General features: G+C 55.2%; 18 protein-coding genes. 9 read left to right on the top strand and 9 right to left on the bottom strand.

Going from position 1 to position 20,109, the window contains the following annotated elements:
* Positions 1 to 84: 84 nt before the first annotated feature.
* The 4 genes from LOS79_RS22915 to LOS79_RS22930 all read left to right on the top strand — a co-directional run bounded on the left by LOS79_RS22915 (position 85) and on the right by LOS79_RS22930 (position 3,187).
* The gene (locus tag LOS79_RS22915; protein ID WP_315412582.1) at positions 85 to 1,170 is read left to right on the top strand and encodes an ABC transporter substrate-binding protein; all 1,086 of its coding nucleotides are present in this window, start codon (positions 85 to 87) and stop codon (positions 1,168 to 1,170) included.
* 56 nt (positions 1,171 to 1,226) lie between these two features.
* Positions 1,227 to 1,520, top strand: coding sequence for a thiamine-binding protein (locus LOS79_RS22920; protein ID WP_315412584.1), 294 nt, complete (start codon positions 1,227 to 1,229; stop codon positions 1,518 to 1,520).
* Entirely contained in the window at positions 1,517 to 2,278 is a 762-nt protein-coding gene (locus LOS79_RS22925) for an ABC transporter permease (RefSeq protein ID WP_315412585.1), read from the top strand. The genes LOS79_RS22920 and LOS79_RS22925 overlap by 4 nt, the downstream gene beginning before the upstream one ends.
* A gap of 84 nt (positions 2,279 to 2,362) precedes the next feature.
* Entirely contained in the window at positions 2,363 to 3,187 is an 825-nt protein-coding gene (locus tag LOS79_RS22930) for an ABC transporter ATP-binding protein (RefSeq protein WP_315422407.1), read from the top strand.
* Between the two features lie 455 nt (positions 3,188 to 3,642).
* On the opposite strand, the gene LOS79_RS22935 is transcribed toward LOS79_RS22930, so the two are convergent.
* The 6 genes from LOS79_RS22935 to LOS79_RS22960 all read right to left on the bottom strand — a co-directional run bounded on the left by LOS79_RS22935 (position 3,643) and on the right by LOS79_RS22960 (position 9,926).
* A complete protein-coding gene (locus LOS79_RS22935; protein ID WP_315412586.1) occupies positions 3,643 to 4,245 on the bottom strand; it encodes a response regulator transcription factor in 603 nt (200 codons plus the stop codon).
* A complete protein-coding gene (locus tag LOS79_RS22940) occupies positions 4,242 to 5,411 on the bottom strand; it encodes a sensor histidine kinase (RefSeq protein ID WP_315412588.1) in 1,170 nt (389 codons plus the stop codon). The genes LOS79_RS22935 and LOS79_RS22940 overlap by 4 nt, the downstream gene beginning before the upstream one ends.
* Positions 5,412 to 5,417: 6 nt before the next feature.
* Complete coding sequence (locus tag LOS79_RS22945; RefSeq protein WP_315422409.1) at positions 5,418 to 6,155, bottom strand: ABC transporter permease; 738 nt, start codon at positions 6,153 to 6,155, stop codon at positions 5,418 to 5,420.
* Complete coding sequence (locus LOS79_RS22950; RefSeq protein WP_315412590.1) at positions 6,155 to 7,072, bottom strand: ABC transporter ATP-binding protein; 918 nt, start codon at positions 7,070 to 7,072, stop codon at positions 6,155 to 6,157. Before LOS79_RS22950 ends, LOS79_RS22945 begins: the two co-directional genes overlap by 1 nt.
* Positions 7,073 to 7,748: 676 nt before the next feature.
* On the bottom strand, positions 7,749 to 8,501 hold the full coding sequence (nfsA, locus tag LOS79_RS22955; protein ID WP_315412592.1) for an oxygen-insensitive NADPH nitroreductase: 753 nt from the start codon (positions 8,499 to 8,501) through the stop codon (positions 7,749 to 7,751).
* Between the two features lie 81 nt (positions 8,502 to 8,582).
* Positions 8,583 to 9,926, bottom strand: a complete 1,344-nt coding sequence (locus LOS79_RS22960; RefSeq protein WP_315412593.1) for an aminotransferase-like domain-containing protein — start codon at positions 9,924 to 9,926, stop codon at positions 8,583 to 8,585.
* 203 nt (positions 9,927 to 10,129) lie between these two features.
* Between LOS79_RS22960 and LOS79_RS22965 the strand changes: the two genes are divergently transcribed.
* Positions 10,130 to 11,068: a DMT family transporter gene (locus LOS79_RS22965; RefSeq protein ID WP_315412594.1), complete on the top strand. Its 939-nt coding sequence runs from the start codon at positions 10,130 to 10,132 to the stop codon at positions 11,066 to 11,068.
* 105 nt (positions 11,069 to 11,173) lie between these two features.
* Here LOS79_RS22965 and LOS79_RS22970 read toward each other — a convergent pair whose 3' ends face one another.
* The 3 genes from LOS79_RS22970 to LOS79_RS22980 all read right to left on the bottom strand — a co-directional run bounded on the left by LOS79_RS22970 (position 11,174) and on the right by LOS79_RS22980 (position 14,639).
* Complete coding sequence (locus LOS79_RS22970; protein WP_315412596.1) at positions 11,174 to 13,624, bottom strand: heavy metal translocating P-type ATPase; 2,451 nt, start codon at positions 13,622 to 13,624, stop codon at positions 11,174 to 11,176.
* A 123-nt stretch (positions 13,625 to 13,747) separates the two neighbouring features.
* Positions 13,748 to 13,948, bottom strand: a complete 201-nt coding sequence (locus LOS79_RS22975) for a copper ion binding protein (protein ID WP_315412598.1) — start codon at positions 13,946 to 13,948, stop codon at positions 13,748 to 13,750.
* Between the two features lie 340 nt (positions 13,949 to 14,288).
* The gene (locus LOS79_RS22980) at positions 14,289 to 14,639 is read right to left on the bottom strand and encodes a metal-sensitive transcriptional regulator (RefSeq protein WP_315412599.1); all 351 of its coding nucleotides are present in this window, start codon (positions 14,637 to 14,639) and stop codon (positions 14,289 to 14,291) included.
* A gap of 227 nt (positions 14,640 to 14,866) precedes the next feature.
* Between LOS79_RS22980 and LOS79_RS22985 the strand changes: the two genes are divergently transcribed.
* From LOS79_RS22985 to LOS79_RS23000, 4 genes are all read left to right on the top strand, one after another.
* Entirely contained in the window at positions 14,867 to 16,666 is a 1,800-nt protein-coding gene (locus LOS79_RS22985; RefSeq protein ID WP_315412600.1) for a bifunctional diguanylate cyclase/phosphohydrolase, read from the top strand.
* Between the two features lie 193 nt (positions 16,667 to 16,859).
* A complete protein-coding gene (locus LOS79_RS22990) occupies positions 16,860 to 18,380 on the top strand; it encodes an MDR family MFS transporter (protein ID WP_315412602.1) in 1,521 nt (506 codons plus the stop codon).
* A gap of 6 nt (positions 18,381 to 18,386) precedes the next feature.
* Positions 18,387 to 18,947, top strand: coding sequence for a PadR family transcriptional regulator (locus LOS79_RS22995; RefSeq protein WP_315412604.1), 561 nt, complete (start codon positions 18,387 to 18,389; stop codon positions 18,945 to 18,947).
* Positions 18,948 to 19,090: 143 nt separating this feature from the next.
* Positions 19,091 to 20,068, top strand: a complete 978-nt coding sequence (locus tag LOS79_RS23000; protein ID WP_315412606.1) for an aldo/keto reductase — start codon at positions 19,091 to 19,093, stop codon at positions 20,066 to 20,068.
* Positions 20,069 to 20,109: the final 41 nt, after the last annotated feature.

The following is a 20,109-nucleotide window of genomic DNA, read 5'->3' on the forward strand; positions in this document are numbered from 1 at the left end:
TCCCGGATCTCCGGGGCGCTTTTTTGGTATGCGTTATTCTGAATTTTGGAAGACTAGGGATTGCTGGAAGGAGAGAGATAAGGAATGGGAGTCAAAAAAACATTGCTGCTCGTGCTCAGCTGCCTGCTTGTAATCATGATAGCCGGCTGCGGAGGCGGGAACAACAGCGGGAACGCAGCGGGCAACGGCGGAGGCGGCGAGCCTGCCGCCGGGAACAGCACGGCTGCTCCTGAGGCAACCGCCGGCACGGCTACTGAGGCACCGGCGGCGTTAATCCCGGTCAAGATCGCCCTGGACTGGACACCAAACACGAATCACACCGGCCTGTACGCCGCTAAAGAGCTGGGATATTACGCCGAGGAAGGCCTCGACGTTGAGATCGTGCAGCCTGGCGCTGCCGGCTCCGATACGATGGTCACCTCCGGCGAAGCCCAGTTCGGCATCAGCGCGCAGGAGGCACTGACACTGGCCCGCCTGCAGGATGTGCCGCTCGTATCCGTCGCTGCCATCATTCAGCATAATACTTCAGGCTTCGCCGCTCCGAAGGACCGGAATATTAAGACGCCGAAGGATTTTGAAGGTAAAACTTACGGCGGCTGGGGTTCTCCGGCAGAGGAAGCAGCCATGAAAGCGATCATGGACCCTGAAGGCGGAGATGTCTCCAAAGTGAAGCTGGTGAACATCGGCGAAGCCGATTTCTTCACCGCCGTGAAGCGCGATATTGACTTCGCCTGGATTTTCTACGCCTGGACCGGTATCGAGGCCGAACTGCGCGGGGAGCCGCTGGACATGCTGTACCTGAAGGATTACGCGCCGCAGCTGGATTATTACACGCCGGTGCTGACGACCAGCGAGAAGGAAATCGCCGAGCATCCTGAAGTGGTGAAGGCCTTCCTCAAGGCTACGTCGAAAGGGTATCAGTATGCAATCGATCATCCGGAAGAAGCGGCTGTAGTGCTGTCCGATGCCGTGCCTGATCTTGATCCTGAGCTGGTTCTGGCCAGCCAGAAATGGCTAAGCCCGAAATATAAAGACGATGCCGCCCGCTGGGGTGAGCAGAAGCTGGAAGTATGGCAGAATTATGCCGACTGGATGTACGGTCTGAAGCTGCTCGACAAGCCGCTGGATGCAGCAGGTACGTTTACAAATGAATTTTTGCCGGAACAGTAATTTACAGGAACCATATCTTACAGGAACGATAACCTACCCGAGAGGATTGATTAATAATGGCTAATACACTGCTCAGCATTCAGGTAATTCCCAAGACTCCTAATAATGAGGACTCCATCCCTTACGTGGACACGGCAATTGAGGTAATTCAGCAGTCGGGGGTTAAGCATCAGGTGAATCCGCTTGAAACGACGATGGAGGGCGAGCTTACCGAGCTGCTTGAGGTTGTGCGGCAAATGCATGAGGCATTGATTGCCAAGGGCAGCCCAAGCGTGATCTCGCAGATCAAAATCGCCCATAACCCGGGCGGCATCAGCATGGACAAGCTGACGGAGAAATACCGGCCGTGAGAAGCACCTGGAGACTGATCTGGCCGCCCCTTGTGGCGGTCATCTTTTTTCTGGGCGTCTGGCAGTTAGCGGTCTCCCTGTTCCATATCCCGGCCTATCAGCTCCCGAGTCCGGCGGATATTGCGCGTGAAACGAAGGGTAATGCTTCCGGCATCTGGGCCCATACGGCGGCTACCCTCCGGCTGACCCTGGTCGGCTTCCCGGTCGGCACAGGTATCGGCCTCATTGTAGCCCTGCTGCTGCATCTGCTGCCCTGGCTTAAGCGGGCCATCTATCCGCTGCTGATTCTCAGCCAGAATGTGCCTTCCATCGCTCTTGCACCGCTGCTGATTGTCTGGTTCGGCTTCGGGCTGCTGCCTAAGATTGTTCTAATCACTCTCGTCTGCTTTTTTCCGGTCGCCGTTGCCGCTATGGGCGGGCTGGCGCAAAGTGACGGGGTAATGATGAATTATATGAAGATGGCCGGGGCAAGCAAATGGCAAATCTTCACCAAGCTGGAGCTGCCCGGCTCCCTGCCCGCGCTCTTCTCCGGACTCAAAATCTCCGCAACCTACGCCGTCATGGGCGCCGTCGTTGCCGAGTGGATTGGCGCAGACAAAGGGATAGGCTATTATCTGCTGCTCCAGAAAGCTTCTTACCGCGCAGACCGGATGTTCGTCGCCATTGCCGTTATTGTGCTGCTGAGCCTCGTGCTGTTCGCACTGATTGCGCTGCTGGAGAAGTGGCTGGTGCGCTGGAAGCCGCGTAAAGAGGCATAGCCTTTATGGAAGGATATTCACCCGGAAGCAGCCTGCTTACGGGCAAAGAAGAACGGAGGGTCCGACTTGTCTCATCTTACTGATATTAAACTTACCAAGACGGACGGTATTGACACCAGCCGCCTTGAGCACCGGAACATTACGCCTGCACTGGAGGTCAGCGGGGTCTCGAAGACCTTCACCCACCGCCGCCGGGAAACCCCGGTCCTCCATGATGTCTCGTTAAAGGTAGCGCCTCAGGAGTTCGTCTCCATTGTCGGCCCGTCCGGCTGCGGCAAAAGCACCCTGTTCCACATTATCGGCGGCCTGACGCTGCCCGATGCCGGAACCGTCCGGATGGACGGCAGCGAGGTCACCGGAGCGCGCGGCAGGATCAGCTACATGCCGCAGCAGCCCGCCCTGTTCCCTTGGCGGAGCATCCTCGACAACGTCCTGCTCGGCACCGAGCTGCAGGCGGCACCGCAGCCGGGTGCCCGCGAGGCTGCTCGGCACTGGCTGGCCAAGGTCGGCCTCAGCGGGTTCGAGCACGCTTACCCGCATATGCTGTCCGGCGGCATGCAGCAGCGCGCCGCCTTCCTGCGGGCCCTGCTGTCGCCGCAGGAGCTGATGCTGCTCGACGAGCCGTTCAGCGCGCTGGATGCGCTGACCCGCGAGCAGATGCAGCGCTGGCTGCTGGAGCTGTGGGAGGAGAACCGCCGCTCCGTGCTGTTCATCACCCACAACATCGAAGAGGCGCTGCTGCTCTCCAGCCGCATCTACGTCTTCTCCGGACGGCCCGGTTCAGTCATCCACAGCGTGGATGTCCCTTTCCCTCGTCCGCGCCGTGAAGAGGTACTGGACGCGCCGGAGTTCCTCCGGCTGAAGCGCCAGCTCTCGCAGTGGATGCGCGAGGAGCAGGCGAAGGGTTAGACTTAGCCGCGCTGCCGCAGTATGGCCGGATGGTTTGGCCGGGGGCAGGGAGGTGCGGTACTATTTAATTGGATTTATGACACTTAATTTCTTCGCTCTATCTTCTGTGACGGGATTAGTTGGATTTTCTACACTTAATTCTTTCTATTTTACCCATTCTAGCTAGTATGAGTGAAATTAAGTGTTGTTTTTCCAACTATTACAGCGCATATAGAGATTTCCCCATTTTTAAGTGTCGTTTTTCCACTTAATTCCCTGCAGCCCACTACTGCCAGCATCCTCATGCTCCCCAGCTTACCCTCACCGCTATCCACAACACTCCAACACTCTATTTTACTCAACTTCCAAGCACCGTCCGCTGCCCAACCTCCTGCCCGATTCTCCATCGCCAATTATGCCGCTACAGCAAAAATTCTAATCACCCTCCCGCCGGCAATTACCGCCAGTCCCCAACTCTACATCCAGCCCTTCTCCTCCGCCAGACGCACCGCTTCAATCCGGCTTTTCACTTCCAGCTTACCGAGAATCTCCGAGATGTAGTTGCGGACAGTGCCATAGGAGAGATGCAGCGCCGAAGCGATTTCCCCCGCGCTTTTGCCCGCTCCGGCCAGCTTCAGAATCTCCCGCTCACGGTCTGACAGCGGGTTCTCTTCGCGCAGGCTGCCGAAGACCAGCTCCGGGGATACCTCGCGGTGTCCGGCCATGACCCGGCGGATTGCCTCCGCCAGCTTGTCCACCGGCTCATCCTTCAGCAGATATCCCTGTATCCCGGCCTTCACGCCCCGCTCAAAATATCCCGGACGGGCGAAGGTGGTCAGGATGATGATTTTGGTGGCACAGCCCCGCGATTTCAGGATCTCCGCCACCTCCAGGCCGCTCATCAGCGGCATTTCAATATCCATCAGACAGACATCCGGCTGAATCCGTTCAATTAATGCCAGTGCCTCAGCTCCGTCCCCGGCTTCCCCGGCCACCTCAATATCATCCTCCAGATCCAGCAGCGAGGCCATCGCCCCGCGCAGCAGCCGCTGATCCTCGGCAATCACAATGCTTATCATGCTGTTTCTCCATCCTTTCCTTCCTTGACTACTCTTGGAGTTACCACAGTCAGCAGCGTTCCGCCGCCGGCCAGCGGAGTCAGGCTCAAAGAACCGTCAATCAGCGCGAGCCGCTCGGCCATCCCCTTCATGCCATTGCCGTCCTGGCGGTGTGCCTCTCCCTCAGCCCCCCGGCCCTGCTGTCCGGCCCCGATTCCAACGCCGTTATCCTCCACCGTTATCCGCACCTCTCCGGCCGTCATTGCAATGCCGATCCGGCACAGATTCGCCCGGCTGTGCTTGACGATGTTCGTCACTGCCTCCTTAATGCAGAGGCTGAGGATATTCTGCGTCAGGTCGGATACTTCCGGAAGCGCCGCATCACCGTCGACTTCCAGCACGATCTCTGCACTGCGCAGCATCTCCCCGGCTTCAGCCAGCTCTTCTGCCACAGAGACCGCACGCATCTCCGAGACCAGCTCCCTTACCTGGCGCAGCGCAGCGCGGGAAGTGCGCTGAATCTCCCGCGCTTCGGCCTGCGCCCGCTCCGGATTCTTGGAGACCAGCTTCTCGACAAGCTGGCTCTTGAGTGTAATCAGCGACAGAGTATGGCCCATTGTGTCATGCAGATCACGGGCAATCCGCATCCTTTCCTCGCGCTTGACCATCTCCTTGATGACCTCATTGGCCTGATCCAGCTCCTTCTCCAGCATCCGCCGGCGGTTCATCGAGCGGATGCCAAAGGGCGAAATCAGCATCATCATAACAAAAGGAAACAGGAACAGGCCCTCCGTAGTGTAAACTTGGCCAAAGCATACAATCGCCAAACCAATCACCATCACTGTAAATACTGCAAAAGCCTTTTTGAACCTGCGCAAATCAGTGTACCAGCCGATAAAGTTACTGGTGAAAAAACCCATATACAGATTGTAAGGACTGAACACAAGGCATAACACCGTAATCAGCAGCATCTGCAGCCCCAGCCAGACGGAATACGTTCGGCCTACCGACCAGTAGAGCTGACGGTACGTAACCGTGAACAGCACAACCAGCGCGTACCCTGCCATCAGCTTTAATCCGCTGTACCCTTTAAGATTGAGGACCGGGAACACCAGATAGATCAGCCAGATAAAAGGGAAAAAGCCAAACCTTTGCGGGAAGAACCGGAACTGCTTAAGTGCTGCCATTGTACATTACACCGCTTCCTGTTTTTTTCGGATATACACCGATAATAGCATAAATACGGCCAGGTAGCCGGCGAGCAGTAGCACTGAATCCCACTTCGGCGACTCTCCGCTCACAATGGCCCACGCCCCGCTTCCATAATTGTAGGAAGGCAGCCACTTTCCGATGCTTTGCATGATTTTGGGCATAATCTCCAGGGGCATCCACATCCCTCCGGCTACTGCCAGTCCCATGTAGAGCACGTTGCTCACTCCGCTGGCCGTATCCACCCGCTTCATTGAGCCGATAATCGTACCGAGCGCGAGAAATGGCAATGAACCCAGGATCAGCCACAGCCCGCTAAGCAGCCATTCTGCAGCAGACAGCGACACCCCGTTAATCAGATAGCCGGCCACAAAGATGCACAGCACCGAGAAGAGATGCATTACGGTTTGGCCAAACATTTTTCCCAGAAAATAAACTGATGCCGGCAGCGGAGTAATCCGGATGTACGTATTCCAGCCCTGGGTCCGTTCCTGCACCAGCCGGATGCCGAGCGTCATGATCGCCGAGCCCATCACACTGAAAGCCGCCATCGACATGAGATAATGCGCCTGCCACTGCGGGGCATCATCCGTTCCTGTGTTAACCACCTTCGTAAATATAAAATAGAACATAATCGGCATGAGCAGCGACCAGAACACATAATAGGGATTGCGGATAATCCGCAGCAGCTCCGCCTTGCATTGGGCCATCATTTGTTTCATCATTGTGCTTTCTCCTCCAGGCTCATAGTCAGCTGCTCGAACGCTTCATCCAGCTTCCCCTGATCAATTTGAACATCCTTTACCGCCAGCCCCCCTGTAAAAATAGCCCGTAGTGCCTCATCTGTACTCTCCGTTGTTACATGCAGCCGTCCGTTCTTCTCATAGCAGCCTTCAATCCCCGGCAGCTTCAGCAGCTGTCCCCGCAGCTCTGCAGGATCACCCAGCGGCAGGAAGGAAAGAGACTTCTTGACGATCCGGGACTTAATCTCCTCCGGACTGCCGTCTGCAGCAAGTGCTCCGCGGTTAAACAGCAGGATCCGGTCGGCGATATCCTCCGCTTCCTGCAGATAGTGGGTGGTAAAAAGGATTGTTTTGCCCTTGGCGGCCAGCCCCTTCACCGTCTCCCAGAAATGCCGCCGGGCGTTAATATCCAGTCCCACCGTCGGCTCATCGAAGAACAGCAGCTCCGGGTCCCCTGCCAGCGCCAGTGCGAAGCTGAGGCTGCGCTTCTGGCCGCCGGACAGCTTCTCGGCGAAGCGGCTGAGATCTGCCGGCGCAAGCCCGGTGGCCTCAAGCAGCACATCCATCTCCATCGGCTTGGGATAATAGCTGCGGATCAGCGACAGAATTTCCCGTACCTTCAGCCGGTCCATCACGCTTACCTCCTGCAGCATGGCGCCGGTCCGCTCACGCACCTTGACATCCTTGGGCGGAAGTCCGAACACCCTGACACTTCCTTCCGTCGGCTCCAGCAGGCCCAGCAGCATGGATAAGGTGGTCGTTTTACCCGCCCCGTTCGGTCCAAGCACCGCCGTAATCGATCCCCGGCTAATGGTGAAGCTGACATTATCGACTGCTTTTTTATCCTGGAAGCTTCTGCTGACCCCGCTTATTTCAATGATGTGTTCCTGTTCCATCCTGGATCCCTCCGTATCTGTTAGCCCTCTCGGCTATATTTCTATAGTACCGGAGGCTGTAATAGAACATCAGTAAGGACTGTCACCGGTTACAGGTGACAACTGTCACCCAGGCTTCTTTAGCACAAACAGCAACGGCGATGCGATTCTTCTGGGGCGTACCCGATTTAGCGGGAAGTTAGCGTGAAATATAGGGATTATTGATTGCGATTTGAACAAATGCTGTCATGGCTTACCCCGCGGCAGGCAGGAGCGATGATTAATGGTGTGATGTAACCATTGGGAGTGCGGGTGCAGCAGCCCTCTCGTTCAGTCCGATTTGAGCAGGAGCATAGGCAATTTTCCTCTTGAGTTTCCCGCCGTCCAGCCCCACTGGAATCAGCCCAATTGTATATGAAAAACCGTTTACATTCGGTCTCCACGGAGGGGATTGGGCCGAATGCGCTGTTAGTTACCCTGATTACCTCGTACAGCCCACTTCGAGCGGAATTAAAGGCGTTTAGTGGGGGCGTTAGTAGGAGCGTTGGTGGAAGCGTTAGTGGAATTGAGTTCCACCACCGAATCCTCATGGCAGGCTACAGCCCCCTAATAGCAAACAAGCCCTCCCCCTTTATCGGGGAGGGCCTCAAGCACCAGCGGTCTGCCTTTGCCTTTGCCAGCAGCATCTGTCTGCCGCTTAGCGCTGCATGAATCCTTTATTCAGCAGGAACTCCTTCATATGCAGCCGGGAAGGCTGGGTCTGGCGCTTCGCCATCATCTCTGACCAGGCGGTATCGCTCTGTCCGCCGGTCCGCTCACGCATATAGTCCCGCGAGATGTCGTCGTACACCCCGGCCTGCTGCACAGTGGTTCCGGCGTCATAGCGGTTATGATGCAGCACCGCAGCCAGCGGCAGGCGCGGCCGCACCCCATTCACTGCGGCCGGGTAGCCGAGGCACATGCCGAATACCGGATAGACCAGCTCGGGCAAGCCTAGCAGTTCAGCCGCCTTGGCAATTTCGTTGCGGATGCCGCCGATATAGACAATTCCAAGCCCCAGCGACTCAGCTGCCACGGCAGCATTCTGTGCCGCCAGAGCAGCATCAACAGTAGCGACGATCAGATTCTCAGTCGTATCCTCATACGATTCCGTTCCCTGCAGATGGGGAGCCGCAGCCTCACGCAGCCGGTAAAGGTCGGCACACCAGACCAGGAACACCGGACACTGCTCAATATATGCCTGATTACCCGATAAGGCGGATAACTGCGCTTTAAGCGGCTGCTCTGTAACGGCAATAACCGAATAAGCCTGGACATTGCTGGAGGTAGACGCCATTTGGCCCGCCCCGATAATAGCTGCCAGCAGCTCATCGCTGACCGGCTTGTCCTGAAATTGACGGACGGAAGTATGGCGGTGCAGCAGCTTGATTGTTTCACTTACAGGTTGCATCTTCAGTCCACCTCTCTATTCTCAGTACTATGGCATATTATGAACATATTTGTGCACGGAGACAACCTGAAGCGCCGCTCCTCACCATCCGCTTCCCCGCTTCACTTCCTGAATAATGGCCGCAACTGCCGCATCAATCTGTTCGAACCCGGCCCGGGAAATGCTGATACGGATGAATTTATCCCGGTCACGGTAGCCGGATACGTAGAATCCATTGCCGGGGACAACGCTGATCCCCCGTTCATCCAGCCGCTTGACCAGCCGCTCCAAATTTACGGTTACCGGCAGCTTGAACTGCATATATATCCCGGAACTGTCCGCAGAGGCTTCAATTAGACCTTCCGTATTATGCCGCTGAAGCGCCTCATATACTGCCTGAATTCTTTTGGCATACATGGCTTTAATGTTGTGCCTGTGATGCCCGTACATGCCATTCTTGATATAGACCTCAAGCGCCGCCTGGGAGAGCAAGGAGGTGTCCGTATACCCTTTATACGCGCGGAAGGTCTCCAGCAACGGTTCGGGCAGCACAACGGCACCCAGTCTGAGGCCCGGAAAGATAATTTTGGAAAAGCTCTTCATATAGATAACACGGGAAGTCTGATCATAAGCATACACAGGATTGAAATGCCGCCCGGTCCCCAGATCGGCCATATAATCATCCTCAGCGATATATACATCATATTTGCCGGCCAGTCCCGCAATGGCCTTCCGCTCCTCTGGGCTGTAGGACGTTCCAAGCGGGTTATGATACCTCGGCATAGTATAAAAAAATTTAAACCGGCCGCTCGCAAATTGCTCCTCCAGCTCACGCAGGTTAATTCCGGCTGCAGAGCGGCTGATTCCGCTCACGGGCAGTCCCTCCGCTTCCAGATACCGCAGATAGATATCATAACCCGGCTGTTCTACAAGGATCTCCGTTCTGCCGCCCGGAAACGGCATTCTGGCCAGAATCTCCAGTGCCTGCTGGATTCCGGAAGTGACGATAATCCGCTCCGCCTTGGCAAAAACCTGATACTCCGCCAGATGCGACACCAGCGTGCGGCGCAGCGTATCCAGCCCCAGCGCATCTCCATAGGTGAACAGATGATACTTATACTGGTCGATCGCCTTATTGAGGCAATGCTGGAAATCCAAGTACGGAAATACATTCAGGTCAGGCGAAGCCGAGGCCAGATCAGTAGTCACTCTGCCGCCCGCCGGCCCGGAATCCTCCGTCTTACCTACCACGTAATAGCCGCTCTGCGGAATGGAATAGATCACATGTGTTCTCTCCAGCTCCGCGTACGCGCGCAGAATGGTGCTTACACTACAGCTGTAGAATTCAGCAGCACTGCGTACAGAGGGCAGCTTGTCCCCTGGACGGTAATGCCCCTCCTTCATCCGCTTCTCCATTTCAGCTATCACCGCATGAAACTTTCTCACAGTCCGCCCCCGTCCGGCTTTAATTCATGTTCTTGTATCATACTACCCTATTCTGCTTCATGCGCCCTGCAAGGATCAGCCAACTGTACCGGTACAGTTAAGCAAAGCTGGCATTGCTCCACTGCCGATTTCCCTTTAATTTTAAAATAACAGATCTGATGTTTCACCGCATCCGGTTCTTTCAGCAAAAGGAGATGTTATCTATGCAGCAACAAGGACTTAAGCTGGCTTACAGCTTTGCCGTACTCAATGCAGTCATTATCGGATTCTCATTCCTGTTCACCAAAGTAGCGCTCGGCCATGCCGGACCGCTTGATACGCTCACCTACCGCTTCGCTGCCTCATTTGCCGTGATGTCGGTTCCGGCCGCCTTCGGCTGGGTCAAGCTCTCCTACCGCGGCAAGCCGGTCGGCCGGGCACTGCTGCTGGCAGCAATGTATCCGCTGGGCTTCTTCACGCTTCAAGTCTTCGGACTCCAGCACGCCACCTCCGCCGAGGGCGGAATCCTCTATTCGTTTACTCCGGTCGTGACCATGATCATCGCCGCAATTTTCCTGAAGGAGAAGACGACCCTGCTGCAAAAGCTGTGTATCTTCCTGTCTGTGTTTGGCGTAGTATTCATCTTCGTCATGAAAGGAAGCAGCATTAAGCTGTCCAATATGACCGGAATCGTGCTGCTGTTCCTGACCTGTCTGGCTTTTGCCGGTTATAGCGTGCTGGCCCGTTCACTCTCCCGCCATTTCAGCCCTGCTGAACTCAGCTACCTGCTGATGGGTACCGGCTTCATAACCTTCCTGCTTATTTCACTCACCGGACATGCGGCCGGCGGAACACTCGGTGAATTCCTGCGGCCGCTGCGGAGCGGTACCTTCATCATGTCTGCTGTATATCTGGGGGTTATAGCCTCCCTGGTCACTACCCTGACTTCAACCTATATCTTGTCCAAAATCGAAGCGTCCCTCATGAGTGTGTTCGCCAACCTCTCAACCATCGTCTCCATCGCAGCCGGGGCCTTCTTCCTGGGGGAAGAGATTACGGTGTACCACGGGATCGGCTCCTTTCTGATCATCGCAGGGGTGATCGGCACGAACCGGCTGGGCCGGAAGAAGCCGGACACACAGGATAAGGCTGCAGGCAGATAATCATCAGCTTCCTGCAAATCAAATCAAAGCATATCCTCCAAGAGCAAAAAGGATCGCCGGGCTAAGCTCCCCGGCGATCCTATGAATTATTATACTTTGTCAGTGTTACAGCTTCACCCGCTGCAGCCGCAGCGCATTCAGCACAACAGAGACAGAGCTGAAGGCCATTGCAGCTCCGGCCAGCCATGGAGCCAGGAAGCCCAGCGCGGCAACCGGTATCCCAATAGTGTTGTAAGCGAGCGCCCAGAACAAATTCTGCTTGATGTTGCGCATCGTCTTGCGGCTCATCAGAATAGCATCAGGGATGCTCAGCAGATCGCCGCGCATCAGGGTAATATCCGCCGCTTCCATCGCCACATCGGTACCCGTACCGATTGCCATGCCGGTGTCAGCGGTGGCCAGCGCAGGCGCGTCGTTGATGCCGTCACCGACCATGGCCACTTTGACTCCGCCGCTCTGCAGCCTGCGGATTTCGGCAGCCTTGCCCTCCGGCAGCACCTCGGCCAGCACCGTGCGGATACCCGCCTGTTCAGCAATGGCCCGGGCTGTAATCTGATTATCCCCGGTGATCATCACAACCTCGATACCCATCTCATGTAATCTGGCTACCGCTGCACGCGAAGTTTCCTTAATGGTGTCAGCCACCGCTACAACTCCGGCTATCGCGTCATCCACCGAGACCAGCATCGCTGTTTTGCCTTCCTGCTCCAGCCGGGTCATGATGGCTGCCCACGGCTCAATCTCGAGGCCGCTCTCCTCCATCATCCGCCGTGTGCCTACGCTGACCCGGCGGCCGTCTACTACAGCAGAGACGCCGCGCCCCGGCACGGCCTGGAACTGCCCGGCAGGCGGCAGCTCAATATTCCTGCCCTGTGCACCGGCTACAATAGCATCTGCGAGCGGATGCTCCGAGAGCTTCTCAGCGGCTGCAGTAACGGCCAGCAGCCGGTTCTCGGCGAGCACCTTCCCCTGTGCGGCAATTCCCGTAGTGGTCACGATATCGGTCAATACCGGCTTGCCGCTTGTCACGGTTCCGGTTTTATCCACAACAACCACCTTAATTTCCTGCGCGGCTTCCAGATGCTCGCCGCCCTTGAACAGAATGCCGAACTCCGCCGCCCGGCCTGAGCCGGCCATAATCGAAGTCGGGGTTGCCAGCCCAAGCGCACACGGACAGGCAATAACCAGTACGGCGATCGCTTTCTCCAGCGCATCAGCGAACTGTCCCGGTGCCCCCCAGACATACCAGATTACAAAGGTTAAGGCCGCAATGCCCACTACAATCGGTACGAAAATCCCGGAGATCACATCCGCAATCCGCTGGATCGGCGCCTTGGAGCCTTGCGCCTCCTCCACCACCCGGATGATCTGCGCCAGCGCGGTATCCCGGCCGACCTTACGGGCTTTGATCCGCAGCATGCCGTTCTTGTTCAGCGTAGCACCGATTACAGCATCTCCCGGTTTCTTCTCCACCGGAATGCTCTCCCCGGTCAGCATAGACTCATCTACCGAGGACAATCCCTCTACTACCTCACCGTCTACCGGAACTTTAGTTCCCGGCTTCACCAGTACGATATCTCCCGGAACTACCTCCTCGACGGGAATGCTCAGCTCAGCACCGTCACGCACAACCAGCGCTGTCTTAGCCTGCAGCCCCATCAGGCTGCGGATCGCATCCGATGAGCGTCCTTTAGCCAGCGCCTCAAACCATTTGCCGACCAGAATCAGTGTAATCAGAATCGCGCTGGTCTCATAATACATATCTACCGTATGGTTCATCCCGCTCATCTTCAGGGAGTCTATTGTCAGATACAGGCTGTAAAAATACGCTGCCGAGGTACCCAGCACCACCAGCACATCCATATTCGCGCTGCCGTTCTTCAGTGCCTTATAAGCACTGACGTAGAACTGCCAGCCGATCAGGAACTGTACTGGCGTTGCCAGCACCAGCTGGAACCAGGGATTCATCAGGATATCCGGTGTCCATATCCATGAGGTGAAGGAGAAATGCCCGGCCATCGCCCAGAGCAGCGGCAGTGACAGGATTGCGGAGATAATCCATTTATTCCGCTTATGCAGGATCTCCTCCCCGCGCTGGGCGGTAATATCCTTCCGGTCCTGCTTCAGCGCCGCCTTATACCCGATGCTGCTTACCTTATCTATAATCTCGGCTGTACTGATATTGCCCGGGGAGTATTCGACATGGGCCGTCTCCAGGGCCAGGTTCACATTAACAGCCGCTATTCCGGGCATCCGCCCCAGCACCTTCTCAATCCGTGCCGAGCAGGCGGCACAGGTCATACCCGAAATATCGAAATCTGCCGTTTCCTTCAGCGTATCGTAACCAAGGGAACGGATCTTCTCTTCGATCTGCGGCAGGCCGGCGATATTCGGGTCAAACCCCACCGTAGCCTGCTCCAGAGCCAGATTAACATTGGCCCGGGATACCCCCTCCATGCGGGACAGTCCCTTCTCAATCCGCGCTGCACAAGCAGAGCAGGTCATCCCGGTAATCTGCAGCGTTGCCTGCCCTGCCGGTTCTGCAATCTTGTTCATGCTGTACACACCTCCGCATACCCCCAAGGGGTATAATTATAATGAAAAGAAAAGGCTCTGTCGCAGGCTCCCCTTAAGCAATAGGGTGTCCGGCTCCAAGCCCTTCCAATACAATTTCCGCAATTAAACTACGTCGTAGCCCTGATCTTCAATCGCTGCCTTAATGGCTTCAAGGCTTACAGTGTTCTCGTCGAATTCAACCGCTACTGTCTTCGCCGGCAGGTCAACCTTAGCAGCCGCGCCTACGCCGCTAACCGCCTTCTCCACAGCACTTACACAGTGACCACAAGACATTCCTTCTACATTCAATGTTACGTTCGACATTTGATTACCCTCCTAATTATTATAGCATTACCTTATTGTTCAGCATCCGCTTACCCGGGGTCAGCATCCGCTTAGCTTGCCAGCGGATGCCTGCTCTTATTACTCCCTTTCATGCCTATAGAGTTTGATCTTGAGAAAATACAATAAAAGATGGAAGTAACGGAGGGGATTTTTGGAACTGCAGGAGCGCCAGCGTCCGCCTTTAGGTTTGGATTTCTACCGTGGCCACGGTATCATTCAGGAAATCCAAACCTAACAGCGGCCGAAAGTCCAAAAAGCACCGCAGTTACGGCCCTCATCATAATTGCAACTTCTCCGTTCAAACTCTTTAGGCCGCCCTTCACTTCATTAGCTTATTAACCGTAACCAGCAGCTCATCGATAACCTCATGCTCTCCGGCTTCGATCCGCTCGATAATACAGCTCTTCATATGTCCCTCAAGCAGCAGCTTGCCGACACTGTTCAGTGCAGCTTGTACCGCAGCCAGCTGATTCAGCACATCATCGCAATAGGTATCGCGTTCTATCATGCCTTTGACGCCGCGGATCTGCCCCTCAATCCGGTTAAGCCGGCTATTCAGTCCGCTCTTAAACTCCGGGGAATGATGGCTCTTGCGTACACCGGGAGCGGAGGAATGGCAGTCTTCAGCGCAGTCATGCCCGGCATGCTCCTTCTCATTCTTTGCAGACACAGGAATCAGCCTCCTTACTCATTACTATAATATACCCCCCATGGGTATGTCAAGCGTGACGACTCTTTCCGTTTCCATGCTGATTTGACATGTATATTGCTGCCAATTAGCAGGAAATCTTTTCTGTGAACGCGAATTTCCTAGAAGAAAGGTTTCCAAACTATTTGAATGGAGGAGGAACAGTGCTCAAATCAATGATCAGCCTTATGCATCGCAGCAGGAGCTTAATGTACTCCTTTCTCATCTGCTTTGCCGGGCTGGGCTTATTCATATTCAATATCACCGATAAGGCTTTCCGCTTCTCTCCGGCCGATTGGGGCTGGATCACAGCCATGTCAGGATCAGCCGTCCTGCTCACCGTCTTTACCTTCCAGCTGCCGCCGCAGGGCAACGGGCTGTCACTGGATTCCTCCGTATATCTGGCCTGTATTTTTATCTTCGGACCCTCCTTCGCCCTGCTGGTGCTGCTGCTGTCCTCCCTCGTGCTGGTGTTCATCGAATGGGGAACAACGCTGCTTTGGAAGCACCTGAATAACTTTGCGATATACTGCATTCTGATCAGCTCAGCAGCCTTTATCTTCACGTTGTCCGGCGGACGGCAAGGCCCGCTCCTCGGCAGTCATCTGCCGGCCTACGCCAGTGCCATGCTGGTCTACTTCAGCCTGAATCTGCTTCTTGTCGGGATATTCTACTATTTAATGTTCCATGAGAATCTGTACACTACACTCAAAGATATGCTGACCGACGCTGTACTTGCCTATCTGTGCACACTGGTGCTCTCTCTGGTGCTTACCGTCCTGCTCTACTACAACGGGATGACCGGACTGGCGCTCTTCCTCGGGCTAAGCATTCTGATCTCGTATTCCTTCAAGCGGCTGTTCAGCATGTACCGGAGCATTGAGGAACGGGCGAACCGGGACCAGCGGACCGGACTGTACAACCACAGCTACTTCGAGGCAGCCCTGGAGGAGGAAATGCGCAGATCGGAGGCTAGCGGCCAGGCGCTCTCCCTCGCGATGATCGATATCGATGATTTCAAGAAATATAATGATCATTTCGGTCATCTCAAGGGCGACGGCTTGATTGTCTTTCTGGCAGATTTATTGACAAAAGAAACTGCAAGCACCGGAATTATCGTCTCCCGGTACGGCGGGGAGGAATTTACCCTGCTGCTGCCGGGCTATGATGCCGCGCAAGCCAAGGTGTTCATCGAGCAGCTGCGCAAACTGCTTAATAACTCCATCTTTGAAGGCACCGAGATCTTCCCCCAGGGCTGTCTCGCCTTCTCGGCAGGCATCGCCGGATATCAGCCGGATGTTCACTTCAAGTCCGAACTGGTTGATCATGCCGACCAGGCGCTCTATTATGCCAAGAAGCAGGGCAAAAATATGGTGCATATCTACGGCAACCAGTCCTCACTGGAGCGTGACATCGATTTCAGCCAGGATGTGCGCGACATTGAGCAACAGCTGAACCTGTTCATGTATAAGGATCTGGAGACCTTCAAGCATTCGAAACGAGTATTCCGCTATGCTATGGATATCAGCGAGCTGCTTCAGCTGGACAATCCTGCAAGGCGCCAATTCACGCTCGGGGCACTTATCCATGACATCGGCAAGCTGGAGATTCCCTGGGGCATCCTGAATAAGAAGGACAAGCTCCTGCCGGAGGAATGGGAGATGGTCAAATGGCATGTGACCTGGGGCAAGGAAATGGCCCTGACCAATGACAAGTACAAAGAGCTGGCCCCCTATATTGAGCTGCATCATGAGCGTTATGACGGCAAAGGCTACCCGTACGGCTTCAAGGGCGAAGAGATTCCCCGCCTCTGCCGGATGCTGACTATTATTGACTCCTTCGATGCAATGACTACAGAGCGTCCGTATCAGCCGACCAAATCCTTTAACGAAGCTATTGCAGAGCTGCGCGCCTGTGCGGGAACACAGTTTGACCCTGAGCTGACCGAGCTGTTCATCGGATATATTGAAGCCCGTGAGCTGCGTCCCATTGGTGCTGCTATATCATGAATAACAATTTGCCTGCGGCGCAGGAATGAATGCCGGCCCGTTATGGAATAATTAGAAGACCCGCCGTTCTTGGCTTACAAGGGCGGCTTATTTGCGTCTGCATTTATTTTGCCCAGAAAAAGATTGCTCCCCTATTCAAATTTGAATATAATGAGATTTGTCATTGAATACTTAAGCGAAAAGGAGTTTGTACATGCACACAAAAGAAAGCAATCTTAAGCTCGTCGTTGCCGGACTGCTGCTCGGCATTCTGATGTCCGCTATGGATAATACGATTGTTGCCTCGGCGATGGGTACCATTGTCTCTGAACTGGGGGGGCTTGATAAAATCGTCTGGGTAACCTCAGCCTACATGGTCATGGTTATGGCCGGTACGCCGATCTTCGGCAAGCTGTCCGATATGTACGGGCGCAAACGGTTCTTCATCTTCGGACTAATTGTATTCCTGATCGGTTCAGCCCTCTGCGGTACGGCGGCCAGCATCACCCAACTGAGTATTTACCGGGCGATACAAGGGATTGGCGGCGGTGCGCTGATGCCGATTGCCTTCACGATTGTCTTTGATATTTTCCCGCCGCAGTCCAGAGGCAAGCTTACCGGCTTATTCGGTGCAGTCTTCGGTATTTCCAGTGTCATCGGCCCGCTGCTTGGCGCTTATATTACCGACTACGTCGGCTGGAACTGGATCTTCTATATCAACCTGCCGATTGGCGTAGTTTCGTTCTTCCTGATCATGAGCTCCTATAAAGAATCTGTATCCCATGCCAAGCAAAAGATTGACTGGGGCGGTGCCTTCACGCTGGTGGCGGGCATTATCTGCCTGATGTTCGCGCTGGAGCTGGGCGGCAACCAGTATGCCTGGGATTCAGCTACCATTCTCGGACTGTTCGCCGGCTTTGCTGTATTCCTGATCGCCTTCATCTTCATTGAACGGGTTGCGGCTGAACCGGTAATCTCCTTCGCCATGTTCCGCAAACGGCTGTTTGCCACAAGCAGTCTGCTCGGATTGTTCTACGGTTCTGCTTTTATTGTGGCGACTGTATACATTCCAATCTTTGTCCAAGGGGTATACGGCGGTTCCGCTACCAACTCCGGCCTGATTCTGATGCCGATGATGATCGGTACGGTTGTAGGCAGCCAGTCGGGGGGCCTGCTCACTACCAAAACAAGCTTCCGCAATATCATGATGCTGTCGGCTGTCTGCTTCGTTGCCGGGATTTTCTCACTCAGCACCCTGACTCCGGACACCTCCCGCCTGCTGCTGAATGTATTCATGGCATTGACAGGATTCGGAGTCGGCTTCTCCTTCTCCGTGCTCAGCATGTCCTCCATCCATCATTTCGACATGCGCCAGCGGGGGTCGGCAACGTCTACCAGCACCTTCCTGCGCTCCCTCGGCATGACGCTGGGGATTACCATCTTCGGGATTATCCAGCGCAACAGCTTCACCTCGGAGCTTGGTGCAGCCTTCGGCAACAGCGGCCAGGCTTCCTCCTTCGGCGATCCGCGTGCTGCGCTGACTCCTGAAGCCCGGGCACAAATTCCGGCGCCGGTGCTGGAGAAGATTACACATTCGTTATCCGCTTCAATTACGCATACGTTCATGTGGGCAATTGTGCCTGCGGCGCTTGCAGTTGTGTTTGTTCTGGTGATGCCGAAGGACCGCCTGCTCGTTCAGCCGAAGGAATCGCAGCCGGCTTCAGGCCAGCGGTAAGCGGACATGTCCATGAAGCTGCTGATTCTGGGCTTGCTCCTGGAACGGGATATGCACCCTTATGAAATCACACTAGTCATGAAGGAACGCACAATGGATCAGTTCATCAAGCTGCAGATGGGCTCCCTGTATTATGCTGTGGATAAGCTGGCCGAAGGCGGACATATTGAAGCCGTCGAGATTATCCGCAGCCCTGACCGCCCCGATAAGACAATCTACCGGATCACTGATAAAGGCAGAGAACTCATGGAGCAGCTAATTCTGCAGCAGATCAAGACCAGTGGTCAGCTCTATCATCCGCTCTACATGGCCTTGGCCCTCTCGCGTTATATTGATCAGGAGAAGGTTGAGCGGCTGCTGGAGGAACGGATCCGGGAGACAGAACACCAGGTGAACTACGCTTACCAGGTATATGAGGAGCATATTACGGTGGTCCCCCGCTCAGCGCTGCATCTGATGTACGGCCGATATGAGCACAGTCTGACTGAGCTGAAATGGCTGAAGCGTCTGCATCAGGATGTGGTTGACCGCAGGCTGAGTGATACCGGCAGACCGATTGATTTATAGCATCATCTGCACAAGAGGATTGTTCCCTGCCGCTGCCTGCGGCCCGGGACAATCCTCTATTTGTACTGCGGAATACCATACCAGTTCCTGAAGGTGTACAATATTCTCGCAGTCATTAATTCAACAGGTATGGAGGGATACAATTGCTGAAAGCGTTACCGCTAAACAAACGCGGCATTCCTGCCAGCCGCATTGCTCTAGGTTGCATGGGACTCGGCGGAGAATGGGACCATGAGCCGGTTACGGCTGGTCAAATTAAACAGGGTCATGAGGCCCTTGAAGCAGCGCTGTCGATCGGAATTAACTTCTTTGATCATGCGGATATTTATACCCGCGGCAAGGCGGAGAAGGTATTCGGGCAGATTTTCAAGGAGCGTCCGGGCCTGCGCGATGAAGTTATTCTGCAGTCGAAATGCGGAATCAGGCTAATGGAGCCCGGGGATATCACCAATATGTTTGATTTCTCGAAGGAGCATATTCTGGGCAGTGTAGACGGAACGCTCTCGCGGCTGGGCACAGATTATATCGATATTCTGCTGCTCCACCGCCCGGACCCGCTTATGGATCCCGAAGAGGTTGCTGAAGCACTGCATCAGCTTAAGGCCGCCGGCAAGGTGCGCCACTTCGGCGTCTCCAACATGAGCGCCGCCCAGATCAAGCTGCTGCAGGCCTACTGTGACGAGCCGTTCATCGTGAATCAGCTGCATATGAGCCTGGCCAAAATCAGTTGGGTCGACGCCGCACTCAGCGTGAACCGTGAACAGTGGAAGGATATCACCTTCCCCGAGGGCACGATAGAATACTGCCGCGAAGAGAACATCCAGCTCCAGGCCTGGGGGCCGCTGGCCCAGGGTCTGTTCAGCGGCCGCCCGCTGGAGGGGCAGCCTGAAAGTGTAGTGAACACCGCAGCCAGAGTCCGTGCGCTCGCTGAGGAGAAGAACACAACCCCCGAAGCGATCGTACTGGCCTGGCTGATGACTTATCCTGCAGCAATTCAGCCGGTCATCGGCACGGTTAATCCGCTGCGCATCAAGGCCTGTGCAGGCGCGGAGAGCATTCAGCTTACGCGCAAGGAATGGTACGAGCTGTATGTCAGCTCGCGCGGGGAGAAGCTCCCTTAGGGAAACTGCTCTCATTATCCTTAGCTGATGAATGACAGATT

The sequence above is a fragment of the Paenibacillus sp. MMS20-IR301 genome (assembly GCF_032302195.1).
In the GTDB taxonomy this organism is placed as follows: Bacteria; Bacillota; Bacilli; order Paenibacillales; family Paenibacillaceae; genus Paenibacillus_AQ.